Origin of the sequence: Bosea vestrisii, from assembly GCF_030144325.1 — a bacterium.
In the GTDB taxonomy this organism is placed as follows: Bacteria; Pseudomonadota; Alphaproteobacteria; order Rhizobiales; family Beijerinckiaceae; genus Allobosea; species Allobosea vestrisii_A.
Map to the genome: position 1 here is coordinate 4,059,071 of NZ_CP126307.1, position 23,550 is coordinate 4,082,620.

Genomic DNA, 23,550 nt, shown 5'->3' on the forward strand with positions numbered 1-23,550 from the left:
GATCACCAAGGCCTCAAGGCCATTTCAACCGAGGGAGAGACGTTATGAAGAAGCTGATCAAGGGACTGCCCAGCCGCCGCCATCTGCTGCTCGGGGGCGCGCTCGCGCTTGCCGCGCCGGCACTGCTCTCGCAGTCGGCCTTCGCGATCACGCCGGCCGAGATCAAGGCGAAGGGCAAGCTCGTCGTCGGTATCCAGGGCGACAACCCGCCCTGGGGCTTCGTGACCAGCGGTGGCAAGCAGGACGGGCTCGACGCGGACATCGCCACGTTGTTCGCCAAGGAGCTCGGCGTTCCCGTCGAGTTCGTGCCGCTAGAGGTCAACAACCGGATTCCCGCGCTGACCACGGGGCGTGTCGACGTGCTGTTCGCGACCATGGCGATGCTGCCGGAGCGCGCCAAAGCGGTGCAGTTCTCGAAGCCCTATGTCGCGAACACGATCGTGCTGATCGGGAAGAAGAGCGACACGATCAAGACCAATGAGGACATGGGCAAGTTCACCATCGGCGTCGCCAAGGGCGCGGCCCAGGATACCCAAGTGACCAAGAATGCGCCGTCCAGCACGACGATCCGGCGCTATGACGGCGATGCACCGAGCATTCAGGCGCTGGTCTCCGGCCAGGTCCAGGCGCTCGGCGGCAACATCTTCTACCTGCAGCGCATCGAGCAGGGCCGCCCCGGCGAGTTCGAGAACAAGCTCGAGTTCCAGAACCTCTACAACGGCGCCTGCACTCGTCTCGGCGAGAAGGAGATCAACGCCGCGATCAATATCTTCATCGACAAGATCAAGGCCAGTGGCGAGCTGCAGAAGGTCTACGACAAGTGGATGAAGGTCCCTGTCCATAAGTTCCCGGACAGCCTCGAGGGCATCACCTTCACCGCCAGCTGAGCGCTCAGGAATGGATCGGAGCCTCGAGATGACAAGCCAATCCTCGCCTGCGCAAGCAGCCGGCGACGCCATGATCAGCATGGCCGGCGTCGAGAAATGGTACGGTGATTTCAAGGCTCTGACCGACATCGACCTGTCGGTCCGTACGGGCGAAAGAATCGTCCTGTGCGGACCGTCGGGCTCCGGCAAGTCGACGCTGATCCGCTGCATCAACCACCTCGAGGCCTATCAGAAGGGCGAGATCCGGGTCGGCGGCACCTTGCTGGGCGACGATGCCAGGACGATCGACGCCATCCGCCGCGAAGTCGGCATGGTCTTCCAGCACTTCAACCTGTTCCCGCATATGACGGTGCTGCAGAACTGCATGCTGGCGCCGATGCGCTCGCTGCGGGCCAGCAAGGCGGAGGCCGAGGCGACGGCCCGCCGGCTGCTCGCCCGTGTCAAGATCCTGGAGCAGGCGGAGAAGTATCCGGCCCAGCTCTCGGGCGGCCAGCAGCAGCGCGTCGCGATCGCCCGCGCGCTTTGCATGCAGCCGAAGGTCATGCTGTTCGACGAGCCGACCTCGGCGCTCGACCCGGAGATGGTCAAGGAGGTGCTCGACACCATGATCGGCCTGGCCGAGGAGGGCATGACCATGATCTGCGTCACCCACGAGATGGGCTTTGCCCGCCAGGTTGCGGACCGGGTCATCTTCATGGCCAGCGGCGCGATCGTCGAGGAGGCGCCGCCGGAAGAGTTCTTTTCGGCGCCCCGGCAGGAGCGCACCCGGAAGTTCCTGGGCGAGATCCTTCGCAAGCACTGACGAGAACAGCATCGCCTGGCTTGTCCCGAGCCGTTGCCTCTACAACCGCCTGACGGACCGAGCCTGCGAGGAGACTAAAAATGAGTGATGTGGGAACAAAGCCGCTGCAACTCGGCATCCTTGGCGCAGCGAACATCGCACGGGCGTTTACCAGCGGCGTCGCGCCCTCGGCGGCCGTGAAGGTCGCGGCGGTCGCCAGCCGCGACGTGACGAAAGCCGAAAGCTTCGCCAGGGAGTGCGGCATCCCGCGCTTTCATGGCTCGTACGAGGCCCTTTTGGCCGACCCCGCGATCGACGCGATCTACAATCCGCTGCCGAATTCGCTCCACGCCGAATGGTCGATCCGCGCCATGGAGGCGGGCAAGCACGTGCTGTGCGAAAAGCCGCTGGCGACCAGCGCGGCTGACGCCCGCGCCATGTTCGCGGCCGCGACGCGCCTCGGCCGCCATCTCGTCGAGGCCTATCCCTACCGCGCCCAACCGCAGACGCTGAAGCTGCGCGAATTGCTGGCCGCAGGCGCGATCGGCAAGGTCCAGCTGATCCGCTCGAGTTTCGGCGTCGCCTTTTCCGATCCGACCAATATCCGCCTGAAGCCCGATGTCGGTGGCGGCGCGCTGCTCGATGCCGGCAGCTACGCGGTCAGCCTCGCGCTCCTCGCCGCCGGCGAGCGCCCGGAGCGCGTGAGCGCCACAGCGCGCTGGAGCGAGACTGGCGTCGACATGAGCACGGTGGCGACGCTCGAATTTCCAAATGGTGCGCTGGCACAGATTTCGGCCAGTTTTGCCACGGCCTTTCATCGTAATGCGCTGATCGCGGGCGATGCCGGCACGATCGAGACGACCTACCTCAACCATCCGCCGGTCGGCGGACCGCCGATCCTGACCTTGCGACGCGGCACGCTCAACACCGTCGTCCCCGAGATCGTCGAGGTCACTCCGGGCAACGGCTTCCTCGCCGAGGCGGAATCCTTCGAGCGGCTGCTCAGGCTGGGGCCGGAGCATTGGACGGGCGCGACGCCGGAGGAATCCATCGACATCGCGCTGACACTGGACGCCATCCTCGAGAGCGCCCGGTCCGGCGCTTCCGTGCGCATTGCCGCCTAGGGCCGCAATTCGAAAGCGCATTCTCCCATGATCCGCGGCACCACCAAGCTTATCGCCCATCTTGGCTATCCGACGGAGTCGTTCAAAGCTCCGATGATCTACAATCCCTATTTCGAGAAGCACGGCATCGACGCCGTCGTGGTGCCGATGGGCTGCAAGGCGGAGGATTATCCCCGCTTCCTGAAGCTGGTCTTCAGGCTCTCCAACATCCACGGCGCCCTGGTCACCATGCCGCACAAGGTGACGACCGTCTCGATGCTCGACGAGGTGTTGACGACGGCAAAGGTTGCGGGCTCCTGCAATGCCGTGCGCCTGGGGCCGGACGGCAAGCTGGTCGGCGACATGTTCGACGGCGAGGGCTTCGTCCGCGGCGTCCTGCGCAAGGGCCGCAAGCTCGCCGGTGCGCGCGTTCTCGTCGTCGGTTGCGGTGGCGTCGGCTCCGCCATTGCCGCGTCGCTGGCCAAGGCTGATGTGGCCGAGCTTGCGCTGTTCGACGCCTACGCCCCGTTGGCCGTCGGCCTCGCCGAGCGCCTGCGGCTGCACTATCCGCTGCTTCAGGTCGCGATGGGCTCCGCCGACCCCGCCGGCTTCGACATCGTCGTCAACGCGACCCCGCTCGGCATGAAGGCGGGCGACCCGCTTCCGATGGATGTGAGCCGGATCGCACCCACGACCTTCGTTGGCGAGGTGGTGATGAAACAGGAAGTGACGCCGTTCCTTGCGGCGGTCCGCGCTCGCGGCTGCGAGTTCCAGGTCGGCACCGACATGCTGTTCGAGCAGATTCCGGCTTATCTGGAGTTCTTCGGCTTCCCCACGGCGACGCCTGACGAGCTCCGCGCGGTGGCGCAGGTCAGCTATTAGGAGATGCACTCCAGCTAGTCTCCGCCCGCTTGCTTCGACTCAAGCGGATGGCGGATAGATGGGAAATGGTTCGCTTCCTCCACAGTGCCGATCTGCATCTCGGCAAACCCTACGGTTCCATGCCGGACGAGTTGCGCGGGCGGCTGCGCGAGGCGCGCCACACCGTCCTGGATCGGTTGGCGATCAAGGCGCGAGAGGGCGGTGCGGCGACGATCTTGCTCGCAGGCGACGTCTTCGACACGGAGACGCCGAGTCCATCGGTGCTGCGTCAGGCATTGGCCGCCATGGCCGGTCATGATGGTCTGTCCTGGGTGATCCTGCCGGGCAATCACGACTCATTGGTCGCCGAGGAATTATGGGCGACGACCGGACGGTCGCTGCCGGCCAACGTCCTCCTCGCCATGGAACCGGCGCCGATCCAGCTGGCGCAGGGCGTCATCGTTCTGCCCGCACCCTGCACGACGCGCCGGCCCGGCCGCGATCTCACTGAATGGATGGGAGCCGCAGCGACGCCGGAAGGATCGCTCCGGATCGGGCTTGCCCATGGCGCCGTACAGAGCTTCTCTGAGGATGGTGGGGCCAGCGACGTCATCGCGCCCGATCGAGCGGCGCGAGCGGGGCTGGACTATCTCGCGCTTGGCGACTGGCACGGTCAAATGCGGATCGGAACCCGCATCTGGTACAGCGGCACGCCGGAGCCGGACCGTTTCAAACATGATGCGCCCGGCAGAGCGCTGCTCGTGGCCCTCGACGCGGCGGGAGCCGAGCCGACCGTCGAGCCGGTCGAGACCGGTTTGTTCGACTGGCGGATGCTGCCGCTCGCTTTTCTCCCGGGCGATGAAGCGACGGAACGCCTTGCGCCCCTCCTGCCGTCCGGCACCACCAGGCGGCGGACGCTTCTGCGTGTCGTCGCCTCCGGCAGAGCCCGTCCCCAGGCGCGCGCCGAACTGGAGACCGCCATCGCGGCCGTCGCGCCGGAATTCGCTTTGATGCAGCTCGAGGCGCAGGCACTGGTGACGGAATGCGAAACCGATGACCTTGACCGGATCGACCGCGCCGGAGCCTTGCGCCAGGCCGCCGATGCCTTGCTCGTCGAAAGCCGCGACACCACCCGCTCGGAAGGCGAGCGCGAGGCGGCGCGCGACGCGCTGATGCGCCTGTTTTCCTATTGCGCGGCGATGTCCTGATGAAGCTCACGGCGCTGCGCATGCACAATGTCCGCCGCTTCGCGGGGCGGGGCGTTCGGATCGAGAACATCGGCAGTGGAGTCAACGTGCTCTGTGCCGCCAACGAGTTCGGCAAGTCGACCAGCTTCGATGCCTTGCACGCCTTGTTCTTCCAGCCGCATACGGGAACGCCCGGAGCGGTCCAGGCGCTCCGGCCCTATAGCGGCGGAAACCCCCTGGTGGAGGCCGATCTCGTGACCGGAGACGGCGCTTTCCGGCTGACGAAACAGTTTTATGGGAGCCGCCGCGCCGAAGTCCGCGAGCGCGACACCGGTCGCATCATTGCCCAGGCCGATGAGGCTGAGCGGTTCATCGCAGGCCTTGTGAAAGGCGGCACCAGTGGCCCGGCCGGCCTGCTTTGGGTGCGCCAGGGCATCACCGGCATCGAGAGGCGGGCCAAACCTGACGAAGAGGCGGAAAAGCGGGCGCGCGCATCGGTGCTGACCTCGGTTCAGGGCGAGGTCGAGGCGCTGACCGGCGGCCGGCGCATGGCCCAGGCACTTGCGGCGTGCGAAGAGGAGCTGGCGCGGCTGGTGACGAGCAAGCGGCAGACGCCGACCGGCGTCTACGCAGCCGCCATCGCCGAGCACGATCGGCTCGTGGAGCAGGAGCGGCGACTGGCGGCGGAGGTGACGGATCTTCGCGCCGCTCTCGACAGCCGCCGCTCGGTGCGGGCTCAGCTGGCCGAGATCGGCACGCCTGAGAAGACGCAGGAACGCCAGGCCGCTCTCGCCCAGGCCGAGGCGGAGCTGGCCGTCGCAAGGACGCAGAGCGAGGCTCTCAGGACGGCGCAAAGTGATGCTGCGCTGGCGGGAAACCGCCGCGACGCGGCGAGCCAGGCGCTGACGAGCTTCCGGCAAGCGCTCGCACGTCATGCCGAGCTGCGCGAGGTCGCGGCCGCCGCAGAACGTCGACGCGAAGCAGCCCATGCGCGCCGGAGAGACGCCGCCGTCGCCAGCAAGGAGGCATCCGCCACCGTCAGCACGTCGGAGCGTGACGAACGTGAGCAGCGTGAGTTGCTCACCCGGCTGGAGCGGGCCTTGAGCGCCCGCGCGGCGGCCGAGCGGCTGGTATCGGCGCGGGCTGCCCACGCGCAGGCCGAGGCCGCGCGCGCCGAGGTCGAGAGCACCGAGGCTTTGCTCAAGAGCCTGTCCCTCCCGGCCGGCAAGCTCGCCGAGCTGGAGCGTGTGGAGGACCAGCTGCTTCGGCTGCATGCTGCTGCCAGCGCACGCGCCGCGCAGATCCGCGTCGACTATACGGTGGGCAGGGCCGCCGGGATCAAGCTCGATGGCGCCGCACTTGGGGATGGCGAAGAACGGACCCTGGTCGACACGGCGCTGGTCGAGATCGACGGAGTCGGGCGGCTGACGATAACGGTTCCGCAGGCCGCCGAAGGCCAGCAGGAGCGCGCGAAGGCGCAGGCAGCGCAACAGGCTCTGCTGGGCGAGCTTCGTGTCGAAAGTCTGGCGGCGGCCCGCCTGCGCGAAACGCAGGTTCGCGAGCTCTCGGCTAAACTCGATCTCGCTCGCCAGCGCCTCGCTTTGCTTGCCCCCAAAGGCATGACGGCCCTGCGCGAAGAGATCGCGAGGCTGGAAGCCGAAGCAGGCAGCGCGGCGGAGCCGCTGGGTGATTCGGCCACTCAGCGTTCGTCTCTCCAGGCAGCAGAGAACCGCGTTCTGTCCTCGCGAGAGGCGGCGCGCGAGCAGCAGGCACGCTCGGATGCCGCCGGCGTCGCTGTGGTCGAAGCGGAGCGCGAGCTCGCTGGGCTCGCATCCTCCTTGTCGGCGCTCGCCGAGAGCCTTGGCCCGGAGGACGAGCGTCGATCCCGCGAGGAGCGCCTCGTTACGGCTTACGAAGGGGCCGAGCGCGAGCTTGGGACCGTGCAGCTGCGTTTCGAGCACCTGTCGGCGCAGACGACGGACCTTGCCGCCGCCGAAGCGCGCCAGCGCCGGATGCGCTCGGTGGCCGAGGCAGCGCGCGACCAGATCGCGCGGCTGCGCGAGGAGGCGGCTGCCCTGAACGGGCGCATCCAGACCCGCGCCGAGGGTGCCGTCGAGGAGACCTGGCAGGAGGCGCGCGACAAGCTGGGCGATGCGGAGCGGCAGGTTGCCGGCCTGGGGCGGGAAGCTGCGCTTCTCACCCGGCTGCGCGATGCGCTGGAGGCAGCACGCTCCGAGGCGCGGGATCATTATTTCGCGCCGGTGCTGCGGGAGCTGCGTCCGCTGCTGGGGCTGCTCTTCGAGGACGCGACCGTCACCTTCGACGAGGATACGCTGCTGCCGCGCTCGGTGCTGCGCAACGGGCTGGAAGAACCGGTCGGCGTGTTGAGCGGCGGCATGCGCGAGCAGCTCGCCGTGCTGACGCGGCTGGCCTTTGCTCGCCTGCTTGCCAAGGATGGCCAGCCTGCCCCCGTCATCCTCGACGATGCCCTGGTCTATTCCGACGACGACCGCATCGAGAAGATGTTCGACGCCCTCCATCGGCAGGCGGCGGACCAACAGATCATCGTGTTTTCCTGCCGCCAGCGGGCATTCTCGCAGCTTGGCGGCCACCTGTTGCGCATTGAGCCCTGGCAGCCCGAAGGCTGACGCGAGGGGCTGGCTGCCCCTAATTCTTAATTTCAGCGTTCGCTTCCGGGTTTCCGAATACTTCCGGCACGGCCACCGGCCATGTTTGGCAGCCCTACCACCGCCACCATGCGCTCGGCCGGTCCACATCGACGATCTCGACATCGACCTCTCGACTTCCACCGGCGAACGGCCTGGATCCGGATCATCTCGGTCCTGACCTATGCAAGCCGAGGCGTCCGTCCCGGCTGGAGTTCTGGCGCGGCAGCGACGCATGGGCTTGCGTGCCGCGCTCGCCATCTCGGCCGGACTGACGTTCAGCATCGCGACGGGCGCCGTCATTCCCTTCCTGGGGCCGCTGTTCGCAACGCAGTTCCTGCTCGGGGGTGCAAGGCCACTGCCGCTCGCGAAGGCGATCGGCATGACCGGCCTCGTCCTGGTGATGGGGCAGGCCTTCATCATCGTGACCGGTATATTCGGCGACCGCCCAATGCAGCTCCTGTTGCTGCTCGGCCTGTTCTTCGTCTGCTTCGTGCTGCAGGCGCAAGGCAGGGGCGGGCCGGCGATCTTTCTGTCCCTGGTGATCGCGGTCATGGCGTCTGAAAAATGTGAGGGGTTCCGGATGTCGGCCCACCTTCGCGGGTCGTGGCGCTGCCGATCTTCGCTGAAACTGCATAATTGTTTCGTTTAATATCAGTTACTTACATTATTCATATCTAACATGATGATATGGATCATGTCTGTCGTTGCCCTTTTTCGGGCGCCGCCTAAGCTCCTTGGCACGAAGGGCGAGAAACGCCCCGTCTTCAGGGGAGGTGACGATGACGCGTCTCAGCGCCTGGCTGCTTGCCGCTGCGATAATGGTTCCGGCGATGGCGGTTTCGCTTCCGCCTGCGACGGCGCAGGGCATTCCGCAGAACATTCCGCGCAAGGAACTCTTGATCCTCGAGAATCCGGAAGGAACGATCAAGAACGCGGGCTGGTTCAACATCTGGGCGATCAATGCCGGCAGCCAGTCGAACGGGCTGCAGCAGGCGGCGCTCGATACGCTCTGGTACATCGATCCCGAGAAGGGCCTCGACGGCGCCTGGGACAATTCGCTCGCGGCCGAGAAGCCGGTCTACAACGCCGATTTCACCGAGATGCGGGTCAAGCTGCGGCGCGGCCTGTTCTGGAGCGACGGCGTCGAGTTCAGCTCGGCCGATGTCAAGGCGACGGTCGATATCCAGGTCAAGAATCCCGGCATGCGCTTCTCGGCGGTGCTGGCCAATAATGTCGCCTCCGTCGAGACGCCCGATGTTGAGACGGTGATCTTCAAGCTGAAGAAGTCGAACTCCCGCTTCCACACCAATTTCACCGTGCGCTGGGGCGCGATCTGGATCCTGCCGAAGCATGTCTTCGAGAAGGTCGAGGATCCCGCGAAGTTCGACTTCAACAAGCCGGTCTCGCTTGGCGCCTATACGCTGCAATCCTTCGATCCCGACGGGAAATGGTACATCTGGCAGCTGCGCGAGGACTGGCAGCGCAGCTCGCTTGGCCGTCATGGCAAGCCGGGCCCGAAATACCTCGCCTATATCGACCCCGGCCCTCCCGACAAGCGCGTGATCGCGCAGCTCAACCATGAGCTCGACGTCATCCACGACATCGCCCCCGAAGGCATGTTCACGCTGGCGAAGCAGGACAAGGGCACGCGCGCCTGGTTCAAGGGCTTCCCCTACGGCCACCCGGATCCAACCCTGCCGGCGGTGATCTTCAACACCCAGAACGAGCACCTGAAGAACCGCGACGTTCGCTGGGCGCTGGCGCTGATGATCGACGTGAAGGCGGTGACGATGGCGGCCTATCGCGGCGCCGCGACCATCTCGGCGATCGCCGTGCCGCCGACCGGCATCCATCCCGAAGCCTATCACAAGCCGATGGAGGCCTGGCTCAAGGATTTCGAGATCGACACCGGCAAGAGCAAGATCAAGCCCTATGATCCGACGGTGGGCAAGCAGATCGCCGATATGCTGCGTCCGTCCATGGGCGATCAGATCCCCTCCGATCCAGCGGTGATCGGCAATTCCTTCGGCCTTGGCTGGTGGAAGACCAATGTCGCCGGGGCGGGCGAACTGCTGACGCGCGCCGGCTTCCGCAAGCAGGGCAACCAATGGCTGACGCCTGACGGCAAGCCGTTCGTGGTCAGGCTGATGGTCGAGGGCGACCTTCGGCCGGTGATGACGCGGGCCGGCACGATGATCGTGCAGCAATGGAAGCAGGCCGGCATCGATGCGCGCATCGACGTCGCGCAGGGCACGCTGCTGACGCGGCGCGCGGCCGGCGATTTCGATGCCTTCATCGGCTGGAGCGTCGAGACCTGGGGCGGGCACCAGGACCTGTCCTATTTCATGGACAGCTGGCATTCCCAGTTCGTCGCCGAGCCTGGCAAGCCGCAGCCGCTGCGCAACTGGCAGCGCTGGACCCATCCCGAGCTCGACAAGATCATCGAGGACATCCGCAAGATCGACTTCGACGATCCCAAGGGCGTCGAGCTCGGCCGCGACTACGTCAAGCTGATGACCCGCGAAATGCCGATCATCCCGCTGATGGCCTACAACGTCTTCACCGCGATGGATCAGACCTACTGGAAGGGCTACCCGACCGCCGATGATCCTTACGCCAACCCGGTCACGAACTGGGGTAACTCCCGCTACATGTTCGTGCGGTTGAAGCCGGCAAACTAAACGACCGGGCTGCTGCTCGGCGGCGGCCCGCCTTCCTTGCAAGGACAATCACCAGCCGGCGGCACCGCGCCGCCCGGGCCGGTCGAACTTTCGGGATTGCATGAACGCCTATTTTGCCTATTTCGCGAAACGGCTGGTCCAGTTCGTGGTGGTCGTCTTCATCGGCGTCAACCTCGCCTTCGTGATCACCCATGCCTCGCCGATCGATCCGGTCGAGCAGTCGATCGCGGCGGTGACGTCCTTCGGCAGCACCGCGCCCGATGCGATCGCGGCGATGCGCTCCTCGCTGCAGGAACTCTACGGGCTCAAGGGAACGCTCGCCGAGCAGTATGTCACCTTCTGGAGCCGGGTCCTGCGCGGCGATTTCGGCCCCTCCCTCTCTGCTTTTCCGACCCCCGTCTCAGCCCTGATCGGCCGGGCGCTGCCCTGGACGGCGGGGCTGCTGATCGTCTCGACGCTGATCACCTGGGTTCTCGGCAATCTGCTCGGCGGGCTCGCCGGCTATTACCAGCGCAGCCGCACGCTGAAGCTGATGGGCGTCGTCGCCATGGGGGTGCACCCGATCCCCTATTACATCGTCGCGCTGTTGCTGCTCATCGTCTTCGGCTTCCTCTGGCCGGTGCTGCCGATCACCGGCGGCTCGGCGATGAACCTGCAGCAGGGCTGGAACTGGCCCTTCGTCTCGAGCGTCGCTCGGCATTCGATCCTGCCGGCGCTCTCGCTCATCCTGATCGGGCTCGGCAGCTGGTTCCTCGGCATGCGCTCGCTGGTCTCGAACATCGTGACCGAGGATTACGTGGTTTATGCCGAGACGGCCGGGCTCGACAGCCGAAGGGTGCTGGGCTCCTACGTCATGCGCAATGCCCTGGCGCCGCAGGTGACCGGGCTCGCCATGTCGCTCGGCGGCATCTTCAACGGCGCGGTGATCACCGAGAAGGTCTTCGGCTATCCCGGCGTCGGCACCCTGCTCGTCGATGCGGTCTATGCCGGCGATTACGGCCTCGTCCTCGGCGTCACCACTGTCTCGATCATCGCCGTCTCGGTCGGGGTCCTGGTCATCGACCTGCTCTACCCGCTGATCGACCCGCGCGTGGAGTTGCGCTGATGCTGGCGATCCTGCGCGACCTGATCCGCTATAATCTGGAGTTCCGGATCGGGCTGTTCCTTGTCTCCATCGTGGTGGTGATGGCGGCGCTCTCCGTCGTCTCGCCCTATCCGGCGGGCGACGTCTATGTCGTGCCGCCCGACCTGCCGCCGTCCACCGCCCATTGGCTAGGGACGACCTCGCGCGGGCAGGACGTGTTCTGGCAGCTCACGGCGGCGATCCGCAACACGCTGTTCTTCGGCATCATGGTGGCGGCGCTGTCGCGGGTGATCGCGCTCGTGGTCGGGCTGCTCGCCGGCTACAGCGGCGGCTGGATCGACCGGGTGCTGATGTCGATCAACGACACCTTCATCATCATCCCGCTCTTCCCGATCCTGATCCTGTTCTACTTCGTGCTGCGCGATTCGATGTCGACGCCGCTGCTCGCCACCATCATGGCCTGTCTTGGCTGGGCCTATGACGCCCGCCTGATCCGCTCGGTCGCGCTCAGCCTCAAGACGCGCGAATTCACCCAGACGAGCATCTTCTCGGGCATGAAGACGCACGAGATCCTGGCGCGCGAGCATCTGCCTTACGTGCTGCCCATCGTGTTCTCGACCACGATGAACAACATGAACTGGTCGATCGGCATCGAGGTCACTCTCGCCGTCCTCGGCTTCACCGACATCAACACGCCGACCATCGGCGGGATGATCTACTGGGCCAACCAGCACACGGCGCTGGTCGCCGGCATCTGGTGGTGGATCGCCTTTCCGATCGCGCTCGTGGTGATGACCTTCGTCGGCCTTTTCCTGCTCGCCGTCTCGATGAACGAATACATCGACCCGCGCAGCCGTCTGGCCCGGATGGGAGGCAGCCGATGAGCGGCGCGGCCGATCCTGTGCCGGTGCTCGAGGTCCGCGACCTCCAGGCGCATTTCCGCACCCATTATTTCGGCGTCAACCGCGAGGTCAGGGCGGTGGACGGCGTCACCTTCGACGTGAACCACAACGAGATCTATGGCCTGGCGGGCGAGTCCAGCTCGGGCAAGACGACGCTGATCAAGACGATCGCAGGATTGCTGAAGCCGCCGCTCGAAATGGTCGGCGGCTCGGCCCGCTTTTCGTTCCTGCCGGGCTGGGAGGCGGTCGGGCGGGCGCCGCCGGAGGTGGTGCGCAGGCCGAGTTCGACTTGAGGGCGGCGGCGCATCTGGAACGCGTCAAGCTCGATCCGTCCGTGCTCGATGCCTATCCGCACGAGCTGTCCGGAGGCATGCGCCAGCGGGTCACAATCGCGCTCGCGACGATCTGCAAACCGGAATTCATCATCGCCGACGAGCCGACGACAGCACTCGACGTGATCGTGCAGAAGGACGTGCTGGGCATGATCCGCACGATCCAGCAGGAGATGGGATCGAGCGTGCTGTTCATCACGCACGACATGGGCGTGCACGCGGCGCTGACCGACCGGCTCGGCATCATGTATGCCGGGCGCCTTGTCGAGGATGGCGAGACGCCCGAGATTTTCGCGCGCCCACTGCATCCCTATACCCGTCACTTGATCGGGAGCCTGCCGCGCATTGGCGACACCGAGCAGCGCGAGGGCCTGGAAGGCACGCCGCCCAACCTCGCCGCCCCGCCGCCGGGCTGCCGCTTCCATCCGCGGTGCCCGCTCGCCATGCCCGTCTGCACGACGACCGTGCCGGCCATGGTCGAGACGCTGCCCGGCCATCGCGTCGCCTGCCATGCGGTCAATCCGGGGATGGCGGCATGAGTGCGCTCATCGAGCTCGACCGGGTCAGCAAGAGCTTCTCGCGCGGCGGGCTGTTCTCGACGCAACGCGTCGAGGCCGTGAAGGAGGTGAGCTTTACGCTCAATACGGACAGGCCGGAGATCTTCACCGTGATCGGCGAGTCGGGCTCGGGCAAGTCGACCCTGGCGCGGATGATCCTCGGCATCCATACGCCGAGCTCCGGCCAGGTCCGGCTCGGCGGGCGCGATGTCGAGACCTATGAGCGGCGCGCCTTCATGGCGGAGGTCCAGCCGATCTTCCAGAATCCGTTCGAGGCGTTCAATCCGCTGAAGCAGCTCGACCGCTATCTGTTCATGACCGCCGAACGCTTCGGCGGTGCCTCGGGCAAGATCGCGGCCGGGGAGCAGGCCGACGAAGCCCTCAGGCAGGTCGGACTGTCGCTGGCCGAGATCGGGGGCGCTTTCCGCACGAGCTTTCCGGCGGCCAGCTCCAGCGCGTCGCGATCGCCCGCGCGCTCGTCGCCAAGCCCCGCCTGATCGTCGCCGACGAGCCGGTCTCGATGGTCGACGCCTCGCTGCGCATGTCGATCGTCAACCTGTTCGGGCGCCTGCGCGACGATCTCGGCCTGTCGATCGTCTACATCACCCACGACCTTGCCACCGCCTACTACATCAGCGACCGGCTGATCATCATGCAGAAGGGCGTGGTGGTTGAGCAGGGGCCGGCGCGTGCCGTGCTCTTGGCGCCGACGCATCCCTATTCCCGCCAGCTCCGCGACGCCGTGCTCACGCCCGACAGCGCCGTGGCCTTTCGTGCCGATTATCCACGCAAAGCCGTTGCCACACCCGGAGTCACGTCATGAGACAAGCCAGCATCACCTTCGACCGCGCCTTCACCATCGGCGACACAGATCCGCGGCTCTTTGGCGCCTTCGTCGAGCATCTCGGCCGCTGCGTCTATGGCGGCATCTACGAGCCCGGCCACCCCACCGCCGACAAGCGCGGCTTCCGCAAGGATGTGCTCGAGCTGGTCAAGGAACTCGGCCCGACGATCATGCGCTATCCGGGCGGCAATTTCGTCTCCGGCTACAATTGGGAGGACGGCGTTGGCCCGGTCAAGGACCGGCCTGCCAGGCTCGACCTCGCCTGGTTCACAACCGAGCCCAACAGCTTCGGCACCAACGAGTTCGTGGACTGGTGCCGGGCGGCGAAGATCGAGCCCATGCTCGCCGTCAATCTCGGCACGCGCGACGGCGACGCAGCGCGCAATCTCGTCGAATACTGCAACCACCCCGGCGGGACTGCCTGGTCGGATCTTCGCATCAAGCATGGCTGGAAGAAGCCGCACGACATCAAGTTCTGGTGCCTCGGCAATGAGGTCGACGGCCCCTGGCAGATGGAGCACAAGACCGCGACGGAATACGGACGCGTCGCGCATGAGGCGGCGAAGATGATGCGCTGGATCGACCCGTCGATCGAGCTCGCCGCCTGCGGCTCGTCGGGCCGCAACATGCCGACCTATGGCCGCTGGGAGGACGAGGTGCTGGAGCACACCTTCGATCAGGTCGAGTTCATCTCGCTGCACACCTACTTCAACAACTACGCCGGCGACACCAAGGCCTTCCTCGCCAGTCCTGACCTGATGGACAACTTCATCGAGGAGGTGGTGGCGATCTCGGACGCGGTCGCGGCGCGGCGCCGTTCCGACAAGCGCATCATGCTGAGCTTCGACGAATGGAACGTCTGGTACCGCACCCGCCGCGTCAGGGCCGACCGCGTCAAGGAGGGCTGGCCGGTGGCGCCGCCGATTCTCGAGGAGATCTATTCGATGGAGGACGCGCTGGTCTTCGGCGGCGCCTGTATCTCACTCCTCAACCATGCCGACCGGGTCAAGGCCGCCTGCCTCGCGCAGCTCGTCAATGTGATCGCGCCGATCATGACCGAAACCGGCGGCCCGGCCTGGCGTCAGACGATCTTCTGGCCCTTCGCCCAGATGAGCCGTCTCGGGCGCGGCACTGTGCTCAAGGCGATCGTCAAATCCGAAAATTACCAGGCCAGCTACTTCGACCCGCGCGGCAAGCAGGACCTCTTCTATCCGATCGACGCGCCCTATCTGAAGGCGTCGGTGGTCGCCGACGACAAGGGCGTCTCGCTCTTCCTGCTCAACCGCGACCTGGAAGGCGGGCTCACCGTCACGGTCGATGCGCGCGGCTTCGGCAAGCTCAAGGTGACCGAGGCGACCGAACTGCGCCACAGCGATCTGACGGCGGTCAACAGCAGGCAGGAGCCGCTCAAGGTCAAGCCCGCGACGCTGAAGGGCGTCTCGACGACGTCGGACAGCATCACGCTGGAATTGCAGCCGGCCTCGTGGAATGTGATCAGGCTCGAAAGCTGACCGGACGGCGCCGCCAGGATGAACGAGAGCCCGCCATCACCACCTCGCGGACGCCGCAGCAATGGCGGCAGGCCGTCGCGCGCCGAAGGCCGGCGGGATCTCGGCTTCCTCGTCGTCAACGCCGACCGGCAATATCAGGTGCTGCGCGGCCTGGCCTCCCCGGTCAGGCTGCGCATCCTGAAACTGCTCAACCGGCAGGGTCCGAAGAACATCAACCAGATCGCTGAGGCGCTGGGCCTGCCGCAGTCGACGATCGCCACCAATGTGCAGGTGCTCGAAGAGTCTGAGCTGATCTCAACCTCGCTCGGCAAGGCGGCGAAAGGCCAGCAGAAGATCTGCGCAGCGCGATATTCCGAGATCGTCGTCAATCTCGACCCGGACGATCCGAGCCGCGACCGTAACATTGTCGAGGTTGAAATGCCGCTCGGGCTCTATACCAGCTCGAACGTCTCGGCGCCTTGCGGGTTCTGCTCGACCGAACGCATTCTCGGCGTGCTCGACGTGCCGGAGCTGTTCCTCGATCCGCGCCGGGTCCAGGCCGCGCTGATCTGGTTCGGCCGCGGCTATGTCGAATACAAGTTTCCGAACAACGCCAAGGTACTGAACCAGGCGATCACGGCCTTGGATTTCGAGATGGAGATGTCATCGGAGGTGCCGGGCACGAATGCCGACTGGCCCTCCGACATCAGCCTCTGGGTCAACGAACGCAAGGTCGGCACCTGGACCTGCCCCGGTGATTATGGCGACCGCCGCGGGACATATACGCCGCACTGGTGGAAGCTCGAAGGCTCGCAATACGGCATCCTGACGACGTGGCGCATCACGGCCGACGGTACATTCCTCGGCGAACGCAAACTCAGCGACATCGCGACCACGGATCTCGACCTCGATCGTCATCACTCTATCCGGCTGCGCATCGGCATCGACGACAAGGAGGGGCGGCCGGGGGGCGTCAATATTTTCGGACGCGGCTTCGGGAACCACAATCAGGACATCAAGATGCGGCTGTATTTGCGCGGCATGGACGCTCTACCACACGCGTTATGACGTTACGTCGCCGCAAAAAGCGTGGAGTTCCAAGCGCGGGCAGGCGCCCGGGAACGGACATCGAGCCGCTGACCGAAAGCGGACTTTGCGCGATTGACAAGCTGGATCGGCTCTGCCCTGATGGCCGCGTCCAATGGCATATTATATGACTAATTGGATTGATCGACCAAAGAGTCGAGCCACAGAGCAATCTGGGAGAAGACGCATGAAGGCACTCCGTTGGATGATGGCGCTTGCTCTTGGCGCTTTCGCTTTTGCACCGCTGGCCCAGGCCCAGCAGAAGGGCACGATCGGCGTCTCGATGCCGACCAAGTCCTCCGCGCGGTGGATCGCCGACGGCGACAACATGGTGAAGTCGCTGAAGGAGAAGGGCTACGCCGTCGACCTGCAATACGCGGATGACGACATCCCGAACCAGCTCGCCCAGATCGAGAACATGATCACCAAGGGCGTCAAGGTACTGGTCATCGCCGCCATCGACGGCACCACCCTGTCGGATGCGCTGCAGCAGGCCGCGAGCAAGGGGGTCAAGGTGATCGCCTATGACCGCCTGATCCGCAATTCCAAGAATGTCGACTACTACGCGACCTTCGACAATTTCCAGGTCGGCGTATTGCAGGCGAGCTATATCGAGAAGGCGCTCGGCCTCAAGGAAGGCAAGGGGCCCTTCAATATCGAGCTCTTTGGCGGCTCGCCCGACGACAACAACGCCTATTTTTTCTACAACGGCGCGATGTCGGTACTGGAGCCCTACATCAAGAGCGGCAAGCTCGTGGTGCGCAGCGGCCAGCTCGGCATGGACAAGGTCTCGACACTGCGCTGGGACGGCGCGGTCGCCCAGGCCCGCATGGACAACCTGCTCAGCGCCTACTACCCCGACAAGCGGGTCGACGCCGTGCTCTCGCCTTATGACGGCCTGAGCATCGGCATCATCTCCTCGCTCAAGGGCGTCGGCTATGGCAGCGGCAAGCAGGCCATGCCGGTGATCACCGGGCAGGATGCCGAGGTCCAGTCGGTCAAGTCGATCCTCAACAAGGAACAGACCTCGACCGTGTTCAAGGACACGCGCGAGCTCGCCAAGATCGCGGCAAACATGGTCGACGCCTCGCTCTCGGGCAAAGAGGTCGAGGTGAACGACACCAAGACCTATGAGAACGGCGTCAAGACCGTGCCCTCCTATCTGCTGAAGCCGGTCAGCGTCGACGCGTCGAACTGGAAGGAGACGCTGATCGCCAGCGGCTACTACACCGAGAACCAGGTGAAGTGAGCCCGACCCGGCGCGCTCGCCCCGCGCCGGATCCATTCGCCATCTCCGCGCGGGCGCCTGCTCGCCCGCGCCTCCCTTGCTGCGGGATGGATTGATGCAAGCGATTCTCGACATGCGGGGGGATCACCAAGACGTTTCCGGGCGTGCACGCGCTCGACAACGTCAACCTGACCGTCAGGGCAGGCGAGATCCACGCTCTGGTCGGTGAGAACGGCGCCGGCAAGTCGACGCTGATGAAGGTGTTGAGCGGCGTCTATCCGCACGGCTCCTATTCCGGCGCGATCCATTTCGACGGTCAGGAGCGCCAGTTCCGTGGCATCGCCGATAGCGAGACCCTCGGCATCATCATCATCCACCAGGAGCTTGCCCTGGTGCCGCTGCTCTCGATCGCCGAGAACATCTTCCTCGGCAACGAGCAGGCGAGCCATGGCGTCATCGACTGGTCGGCGGTTTCGGCCCGTGCCAAGGAGCTGCTCGCCAAGGTCGGGCTGAAGGAGAAGCCGGAGACGCTGGTCACCACTCTCGGCGTCGGCAAGCAGCAGCTCGTCGAGATCGCCAAGGCGCTGTCGAAGAAAGTCAGACTGCTCATCCTCGACGAGCCGACCGCGAGCCTGAACGAAAGCGACAGCGACGCGCTGCTCGAGCTCCTGCTCGAATTCAGGAGACAGGGCATCTCCTCGATCCTGATCTCGCACAAGCTCAATGAGATCGCGAAGGTCGCCGACGCGATCACCGTGCTGCGCGACGGCGCCACGGTAGAGACGCTCGACTGCCGCGCGCAGGCGGTCAGCGAGGACCGCATCATCAAGGGCATGGTCGGGCGCGAGATGGCCGATCGCTACCCCAGGCGGGAGAGTCATCCCGGCGAAGTCCTGTTCGAGGTCGAGAACTGGACCGCGCACCATCCGATCCACGCCGAGCGGCAGATGGTGAAGAACGTCAACCTCAGCATCCGCCGCGGCGAGATCGTCGGCATCGCCGGACTGATGGGGGCAGGGCGCACCGAATTCGCGATGAGCCTGTTCGGCCGCTCTTATGGCCAGAAGATCAGCGGCACGGCGAAGCTCGCCGGCAAGGCGATCGATGTCGGCACGGTCGAGCGCGCCATCGCCAGCGGCCTTGCCTACGCGACCGAGGATCGCAAATCCCTCGGCCTCGTCCTCGATGAGGACATCCGCAAGAACATCACCCTCGCCAATCTGGCTGGTGTCGCTGAGCGCGGCGTGATCGACGACATGCGCGAACTTGCCGTCGCCAACGATTATCGGGCCAAGCTCAGGATCCGCAGTCCCAGCGTCTACCAGCAGGCCGTCAACCTGTCCGGCGGCAACCAGCAGAAGGTCGTGCTGAGCAAATGGCTCTTCGCCGACCCGCAGGTGCTGATCCTTGACGAGCCGACACGCGGCATCGATGTCGGCGCCAAATACGAGATCTACACGATCATCAACCAGCTGGCCGAGGCCGGCAAGGCGGTACTGATGATCTCCTCGGAGATGCCGGAGCTGCTCGGCATGTGCGACCGCATCTATGTGATGAACGAAGGGGCGTTCGTCGCCGAGCTCGACGCTGCGCAGGCGTCCCAGGAAAAGATCATGCAGGCCATCATGAGATCGGGGAGACGCTGATGGATACGAGCCTGACCGACGACGTGCGCGGCTCGAAGGGTGCGTCCTCGCTGAGCTTCATCAAGTCGCATTTCCGCGATTACGGCATGCTGCTCTCGCTCCTGGCGATCATGCTGTTCTTCCAGTTCATGACCGACGGGACGCTGCTGAAGCCGCTCAACCTGACCAATTTGATCCTGCAGAACAGCTATATCGTCATCATGGCGCTCGGCATGCTGCTGGTCATCGTCGCCGGGCATATCGATCTCTCGGTCGGCTCGGTGGTCGGTTTCGTCGGCGGCCTCGCCGCGGTGCTGATGGTGCGCTACGGCGTCCACTTCGTGCCGACCATCATCATCTGCCTGATCGTCGGCGGGCTGATCGGCGCGGCGCAGGGCTATTGGGTGGCCTATTTCCACGTACCGTCCTTCATCGTCACGCTCGCCGGCATGCTGGTCTTCAAGGGGCTGACGCTCGCTTTGCTCGGCGGCATGTCGGTCGGCCCGTTCCCGCCGACCTTCCAGAAGCTCTCCTCCGGCTTCATCCCGGACCTGTTCGGCATGGAAGGCTTCAATCTGACCGCACTCTTCCTCGGCACCGCCTGCGTCGTCGCCATGGTCTATTTCAGCCTGCGCAGCCGCAACAACCAGGTCCGCCACGGCGTGGAGACCTCGCCTTTCACGCTTTTTGCCGCCAAGAACGCGCTGTTGGCACTGCTGGTCGTCGCCTTCTGCTATCAGCTGGCGACCTATCGCGGCCTGCCGAACGTGCTGGTGATCATGATCCTGCTGATCGCCCTCTACGCCTTCGTCACCAACCGCACCGTGATCGGCCGACGCATCTACGCGCTCGGCGGCAACGAGAAGGCGGCGAGGCTGTCGGGTATCAAGACCGAGCGCCTGACCTTCCTGGCCTTCGTCAACATGGGCGTGCTCGCCGGGCTCGCCGGGCTGATCTTTGCCGCGCGCCTCAACACCGCGACGCCGAAGGCGGGCCTCGGCTTCGAGCTCGACGTTATTGCCGCCTGCTTCATCGGCGGCGCCTCGGCGTCAGGCGGCGTCGGCAAGGTCACCGGCGCGGTGATCGGCGCCATGGTCATGGGCGTGATGAACAACGGCATGTCGATCCTCGGCATCGGCATCGACTATCAGCAGGTCATCAAGGGCCTGGTCCTGCTCGCGGCGGTTTCAATCGATGTCTACAACAAGAAGAAATAATCCTGCGATGCTCCTCACGGGCGGCCGGGTGCTGCCCGGCGTGCCCGGGCGAAGAGTTGCGCCCGCATCATGAATTCGCCGCAGCCCGCCCTGGCTCCACCAATGCCCTCCCGTTCCGCGCACGAGTTCGTCGTGCACGGCATCGGGCGCCGGATCGTCGCCGGCCAGTATCCGATCGGCAGCACTTTGCCGGGCGACGCCGACCTGACGGAGCGCTTTTCCGTCTCGCGCTCGGTCCTGCGCGAAGCGCTCAAGACGCTCGCCGCGAAAGGGTTGGTCGAGCCCAAGACCCGCGTCGGCACGCGCATTCTCGAAGAGAAGCGCTGGAACATGTTCGACGCCGACATTCTGAGCTGGCGGTTGCAGCGCGGGGCCGACGCGCCCTTCTTCGAGAACCTGTTCGACATCCGTCAGGCGCTCGAGCCGCTCGCGGCGGCCTCGGCAGCGCTACGCCGCAGCGACGAGGACATCTGCCGGATCGAGGCAGCCTGGCGCCGCATGGGCCCGCCGGACCAGACGCGCGAGGGCTTCACCTCGGCCGATCTCGCCTTCCACCGCGCCATCCTCGACGCGTCCGGCAATCCCTTCCTGCATTCGATCGGCTCGGTCATCGAGACCGCGCTCGCAGCGGCCTTCGCGCTGAGCGCGCCGGTCGACGATCCCGAGCGCTTCGCCCTGGCGCTGCGTCAGCACCGTGACATTCTCGATGCGATCGTCGCGCGCGACGCCGCCGCAGCGAACGCCGCGATGACGATCGTCATCATCGAAGGCACGCGCTGGACCAGCATGGAAGTGCTGAGGGCACCGAGCATCGAGATCGCGCTCAAGCTGTTTGGCCGCTGACCGCTGCGCTTCCTGCGCCCTTCCCAATCGGGGATCCTGATGACACAGCAAGCCGCCATCCAATCCGTCCTGATCACCGGCGCCGGAGGCAATCTCGGTCGCAAGCTGACGACCCATCTGCTCGCCGGTTCCTGGTGTAAGCGTCTCGTCGCGGTCGACCGCCTGGCGGTGCCCGCTACGTCCGACCCGCGGCTCATCGCGATCGAGGCCGACCTCGCCGACGCGAATGATGCAGGCTGGCGCGAGACTGTTCAGGGCATCGATGCGATCGTCCATCTCGCTGCCAGCAATCCTTTGCCGGATGCGCCGTGGAGCGATTCCTGCGTCGGTTTCGACATGACGCTGCATCTGCTCGAGGCGGCGGTGGCAGCCGGCGTGCGGCGCTTCGTCTTCGCCTCCTCCAACCACACAATGGGCCAGTACAAGGACGAGCCGCTTGCCGGCACGATCGGCCCGGGAGACTTGCGGACCGATCTGCCACCGGGACCGGGCACGCGCTTCTTCAATGGTCATGAGATCGTGCAGGGCTTCGCCTATGGCGCCTCGAAGCTGATGGGCGAGCGCGCCTGCTGCGCCAAGGCCAACCTGTCCGATGGAAGGTTCACGTCTGTCTCGGTGCGCATCGGCTGGTGCCAGCCGGGCGCGAATGATCCGCATACCCTCAATACCTCCGGACTACCCGGCGAACAGCCCGGTGCCGGAGCGGAGGCCGAACGCGACCTGCGCTGGTTCCGCAACATGTGGCTGTCGGACCGCGATTACGCCGCGGTCATGGAAGGAGCGTTGCTGGCGGATGCCGCCGGCTGGCCAGCTCCCGGGATCGTCGTCAACGGCATGTCGGCCAATCGCGGCATGCCCTGGGATCTCAGCGAGAGCGAGAAGCTGATCGGTTACCGGCCCAAGGATGATGTCTGGGCCCATCTTTGATCATCGGCTGAGACGCGGCCGGTTGTTCAAAGCGTCGGCCGAGCCTGGTCGACCACACCATGAGCGCGATCGAACGGCGCATGGGGCATAACATCGGATTATAGCCGATCTCAAACAAAGCATATGAAGAATGGAGAGAGAGCGATCTAAGGCTCTGGCTCCATCAGACAGCCAAGGGGCAGCCTTGGCGAAAGCCACGCTCATCGGCGGCGCATCGGGCCTCGAACGCGCTTGGTTCGCGCCCAGCCTGCCGCCTCAGGCGTCATTTGACCAGGAACGCCCCGTGCCACGCATCGTTACAGTCGCTGCCGCTCAACTGGGCCCGATCCAGCGGGCCGACAGTCGCAACGAGGTCGTCGACCGCATGGTCGCGCTCATGGAAACGGCCAAGGCGCAGGGCGCGACCTTCATCGTCTACCCGGAGCTCGCGCTGACCACCTTCTTCCCGCGCTGGTATCATCAGGATCGCGCCGAGGCCGATCATTGGTTTGAGCGCGCCATGCCCGGGCTGGAAACACAGCCGCTCTTCGACAAGGCGAGAGAGTTCGGCATGGCCATGAGCTTCGGTTATGCCGAGCTCACGCCGCAGGGCCGTCATTTCAACAGCTCGATCCTGGTCGATCACACCGGCCGGATCGTCGGCAAGTATCGGAAGGTGCATCTCCCGGGTCATGTCGAATTCGACCCCGAGCGTGCGCACCAGCATCTCGAGAAGCGCTACTTCGAGCCTGGCGATCTCGGTTTCCCGGTCTGGGAGTTCGAGGGCGGCCTGTTCGGGATGGCGATCTGCAATGACCGGCGCTGGCCCGAGACCTATCGCGTCATGGGGCTGCAGGGCGTCGAGATGGTTGTGCTCGGTTACAATACACCGTCAGCCAACTCGCAATCCGCAAACGAGACGGCTGCCGATCGCCTCTTCCATCACCGCCTCTCGGTGCAGGCCGGCGCATACCAGAATTCAACCTGGGTCGTGGCCGTCGCCAAGGCCGGCAGCGAGGACGGCCATCACCTGATCGGCGGCACGCTGATCGCGGCGCCTGACGGCAAGATCGTCGGCGAGCTCGACCATGAGGAAGATGGCGTACTCGTCCACGCCTGCGATCTCGACGACACCCGCTTCGGAAAGGCCACGATCTTCGACTTCGCCCGCCATCGCCGCATCGAGCACTATGGCCTGTTGACGGAGCGCACCGGCGCCGGCGACCCGCTTGGCAAGCCTCTCCCTGGAAAGACGGAGGGCGCCTGA

General features: G+C 65.4%; 20 protein-coding genes and 1 pseudogene. All 21 read left to right on the top strand.

Annotated features, from left to right (window positions below; translation table 11 throughout):
• Positions 1–44 precede the first annotated feature (44 nt).
• The 21 genes and pseudogenes from QO058_RS19995 (at position 45) to QO058_RS20090 (ending at position 23,550) form a co-directional block, all read left to right on the top strand.
• Positions 45–887: a transporter substrate-binding domain-containing protein gene (locus QO058_RS19995; protein ID WP_432211956.1), complete on the top strand. Its 843-nt coding sequence runs from the start codon at positions 45–47 to the stop codon at positions 885–887.
• 28 nt (positions 888–915) lie between these two features.
• A complete protein-coding gene (locus QO058_RS20000) occupies positions 916–1,689 on the top strand; it encodes an amino acid ABC transporter ATP-binding protein (RefSeq protein WP_284168011.1) in 774 nt (257 codons plus the stop codon).
• Positions 1,690–1,769: 80 nt separating this feature from the next.
• Entirely contained in the window at positions 1,770–2,792 is a 1,023-nt protein-coding gene (locus QO058_RS20005) for a Gfo/Idh/MocA family protein (RefSeq protein WP_284168012.1), read from the top strand.
• A gap of 27 nt (positions 2,793–2,819) precedes the next feature.
• The gene (locus tag QO058_RS20010; RefSeq protein ID WP_284168013.1) at positions 2,820–3,653 is read left to right on the top strand and encodes a shikimate dehydrogenase family protein; all 834 of its coding nucleotides are present in this window, start codon (positions 2,820–2,822) and stop codon (positions 3,651–3,653) included.
• A gap of 65 nt (positions 3,654–3,718) precedes the next feature.
• The gene (locus QO058_RS20015) at positions 3,719–4,840 is read left to right on the top strand and encodes a metallophosphoesterase family protein (RefSeq protein ID WP_284168014.1); all 1,122 of its coding nucleotides are present in this window, start codon (positions 3,719–3,721) and stop codon (positions 4,838–4,840) included.
• Positions 4,840–7,467 (top strand): AAA family ATPase, encoded by a 2,628-nt coding sequence (locus tag QO058_RS20020; RefSeq protein WP_284168015.1) that lies wholly within the window; start codon positions 4,840–4,842, stop codon positions 7,465–7,467. The genes QO058_RS20015 and QO058_RS20020 overlap by 1 nt, the downstream gene beginning before the upstream one ends.
• Positions 7,468–7,720: 253 nt before the next feature.
• Positions 7,721–8,137 carry a hypothetical protein gene (locus QO058_RS20025; RefSeq protein WP_284168016.1) on the top strand — a complete coding sequence of 139 codons (417 nt, stop codon included), beginning with the start codon at positions 7,721–7,723 and terminating at the stop codon, positions 8,135–8,137.
• 181 nt (positions 8,138–8,318) lie between these two features.
• A complete protein-coding gene (locus QO058_RS20030; protein ID WP_432212070.1) occupies positions 8,319–10,169 on the top strand; it encodes an ABC transporter substrate-binding protein in 1,851 nt (616 codons plus the stop codon).
• A gap of 100 nt (positions 10,170–10,269) precedes the next feature.
• On the top strand, positions 10,270–11,274 hold the full coding sequence (locus QO058_RS20035) for an ABC transporter permease (protein ID WP_284168017.1): 1,005 nt from the start codon (positions 10,270–10,272) through the stop codon (positions 11,272–11,274).
• Positions 11,274–12,137 carry an ABC transporter permease gene (locus tag QO058_RS20040; protein WP_284168018.1) on the top strand — a complete coding sequence of 288 codons (864 nt, stop codon included), beginning with the start codon at positions 11,274–11,276 and terminating at the stop codon, positions 12,135–12,137. The genes QO058_RS20035 and QO058_RS20040 overlap by 1 nt, the downstream gene beginning before the upstream one ends.
• Complete coding sequence (locus tag QO058_RS31475) at positions 12,134–12,448, top strand: ATP-binding cassette domain-containing protein (protein ID WP_432211957.1); 315 nt, start codon at positions 12,134–12,136, stop codon at positions 12,446–12,448. The genes QO058_RS20040 and QO058_RS31475 overlap by 4 nt, the downstream gene beginning before the upstream one ends.
• Complete coding sequence (locus tag QO058_RS20045) at positions 12,391–13,026, top strand: ABC transporter ATP-binding protein (protein WP_432212071.1); 636 nt, start codon at positions 12,391–12,393, stop codon at positions 13,024–13,026. Before QO058_RS31475 ends, QO058_RS20045 begins: the two co-directional genes overlap by 58 nt.
• A pseudogene (locus QO058_RS20050) lies at positions 13,023–13,867 on the top strand (ABC transporter ATP-binding protein). Before QO058_RS20045 ends, QO058_RS20050 begins: the two are co-directional and overlap by 4 nt.
• Positions 13,864–15,399, top strand: coding sequence for an arabinosylfuranosidase ArfA (gene arfA, locus QO058_RS20055; protein ID WP_284168019.1), 1,536 nt, complete (start codon positions 13,864–13,866; stop codon positions 15,397–15,399). The pseudogene QO058_RS20050 and the gene arfA overlap by 4 nt, the downstream one beginning before the upstream one ends.
• A gap of 18 nt (positions 15,400–15,417) precedes the next feature.
• The gene (locus tag QO058_RS20060; protein WP_284168020.1) at positions 15,418–16,446 is read left to right on the top strand and encodes an ArsR/SmtB family transcription factor; all 1,029 of its coding nucleotides are present in this window, start codon (positions 15,418–15,420) and stop codon (positions 16,444–16,446) included.
• A 205-nt stretch (positions 16,447–16,651) separates the two neighbouring features.
• Positions 16,652–17,713, top strand: a complete 1,062-nt coding sequence (gene chvE, locus QO058_RS20065) for a multiple monosaccharide ABC transporter substrate-binding protein (protein WP_284168021.1) — start codon at positions 16,652–16,654, stop codon at positions 17,711–17,713.
• 143 nt (positions 17,714–17,856) lie between these two features.
• Positions 17,857–19,338, top strand: a complete 1,482-nt coding sequence (gene mmsA, locus QO058_RS20070) for a multiple monosaccharide ABC transporter ATP-binding protein (RefSeq protein ID WP_347975455.1) — start codon at positions 17,857–17,859, stop codon at positions 19,336–19,338.
• Positions 19,338–20,534 (top strand): multiple monosaccharide ABC transporter permease, encoded by a 1,197-nt coding sequence (mmsB, locus tag QO058_RS20075; RefSeq protein ID WP_284168022.1) that lies wholly within the window; start codon positions 19,338–19,340, stop codon positions 20,532–20,534. The genes mmsA and mmsB overlap by 1 nt, the downstream gene beginning before the upstream one ends.
• A 102-nt stretch (positions 20,535–20,636) precedes the next feature.
• Entirely contained in the window at positions 20,637–21,377 is a 741-nt protein-coding gene (locus tag QO058_RS20080) for a FadR/GntR family transcriptional regulator (RefSeq protein ID WP_284168023.1), read from the top strand.
• A gap of 39 nt (positions 21,378–21,416) precedes the next feature.
• A complete protein-coding gene (locus QO058_RS20085; protein ID WP_284168024.1) occupies positions 21,417–22,304 on the top strand; it encodes an NAD-dependent epimerase/dehydratase family protein in 888 nt (295 codons plus the stop codon).
• Between the two features lie 283 nt (positions 22,305–22,587).
• A complete protein-coding gene (locus QO058_RS20090) occupies positions 22,588–23,550 on the top strand; it encodes an N-carbamoyl-D-amino-acid hydrolase (protein ID WP_284168025.1) in 963 nt (320 codons plus the stop codon).

Coding starts and splice junctions, on each gene's coding strand:
- QO058_RS19995 (WP_432211956.1), top strand. CDS start 45: ATGAAGAAGCTGATCAAGGGACTGCCCAGCCGCCGCCATCTGCTGCTC.
- QO058_RS20000 (WP_284168011.1), top strand. CDS start 916: ATGACAAGCCAATCCTCGCCTGCGCAAGCAGCCGGCGACGCCATGATC.
- QO058_RS20005 (WP_284168012.1), top strand. CDS start 1,770: ATGAGTGATGTGGGAACAAAGCCGCTGCAACTCGGCATCCTTGGCGCA.
- QO058_RS20010 (WP_284168013.1), top strand. CDS start 2,820: ATGATCCGCGGCACCACCAAGCTTATCGCCCATCTTGGCTATCCGACG.
- QO058_RS20015 (WP_284168014.1), top strand. CDS start 3,719: ATGGTTCGCTTCCTCCACAGTGCCGATCTGCATCTCGGCAAACCCTAC.
- QO058_RS20020 (WP_284168015.1), top strand. CDS start 4,840: ATGAAGCTCACGGCGCTGCGCATGCACAATGTCCGCCGCTTCGCGGGG.
- QO058_RS20025 (WP_284168016.1), top strand. CDS start 7,721: ATGGGCTTGCGTGCCGCGCTCGCCATCTCGGCCGGACTGACGTTCAGC.
- QO058_RS20030 (WP_432212070.1), top strand. CDS start 8,319: ATGGCGGTTTCGCTTCCGCCTGCGACGGCGCAGGGCATTCCGCAGAAC.
- QO058_RS20035 (WP_284168017.1), top strand. CDS start 10,270: ATGAACGCCTATTTTGCCTATTTCGCGAAACGGCTGGTCCAGTTCGTG.
- QO058_RS20040 (WP_284168018.1), top strand. CDS start 11,274: ATGCTGGCGATCCTGCGCGACCTGATCCGCTATAATCTGGAGTTCCGG.
- QO058_RS31475 (WP_432211957.1), top strand. CDS start 12,134: ATGAGCGGCGCGGCCGATCCTGTGCCGGTGCTCGAGGTCCGCGACCTC.
- arfA (WP_284168019.1), top strand. CDS start 13,864: ATGAGACAAGCCAGCATCACCTTCGACCGCGCCTTCACCATCGGCGAC.
- QO058_RS20060 (WP_284168020.1), top strand. CDS start 15,418: ATGAACGAGAGCCCGCCATCACCACCTCGCGGACGCCGCAGCAATGGC.
- chvE (WP_284168021.1), top strand. CDS start 16,652: ATGAAGGCACTCCGTTGGATGATGGCGCTTGCTCTTGGCGCTTTCGCT.
- mmsB (WP_284168022.1), top strand. CDS start 19,338: ATGGATACGAGCCTGACCGACGACGTGCGCGGCTCGAAGGGTGCGTCC.
- QO058_RS20080 (WP_284168023.1), top strand. CDS start 20,637: ATGCCCTCCCGTTCCGCGCACGAGTTCGTCGTGCACGGCATCGGGCGC.
- QO058_RS20085 (WP_284168024.1), top strand. CDS start 21,417: ATGACACAGCAAGCCGCCATCCAATCCGTCCTGATCACCGGCGCCGGA.